Below are 237 nucleotides of genomic sequence, written 5' to 3'. Positions count from 1 at the left end.
GGGCGGCCCTCCCGAGCGGCGAGCGGGAGCGCTGCCTCGCCTCCATGTCCCGGAGCACCACCATCCGCCGCATCTCCGACACCTGGTGCTGGTACGTCTCGTCCACCTTCACCTTCTCCCCCTCCTCCTGCTTGATCCGCCTCACCTGGCTGTGCACCACCACCAGCCGCCTCTGCTGCTGCCCTGCATCCACGTCCCTACCCATCTCCATCTCAGCGAAAACCTCCCTCGGCTTCC

The 237-nt window shown here is 67.5% G+C and carries 1 protein-coding gene; it reads right to left on the bottom strand.

The window, feature by feature from the left end; all coding sequences use genetic code 11:
* On the bottom strand, nt 1-237 hold a 237-nt coding region (locus tag F1003_RS19210; protein WP_162307028.1), incomplete at both ends, for a hypothetical protein.

It is taken from the genome of Winogradskyella ouciana, assembly GCF_009709615.1.
GTDB lineage: Bacteria > Bacteroidota > Bacteroidia > Flavobacteriales > Flavobacteriaceae > Winogradskyella > Winogradskyella ouciana.
Note: the sequence above shows the minus strand (reverse complement) of the source record. Positions and strands in the feature narration are given on the sequence as shown.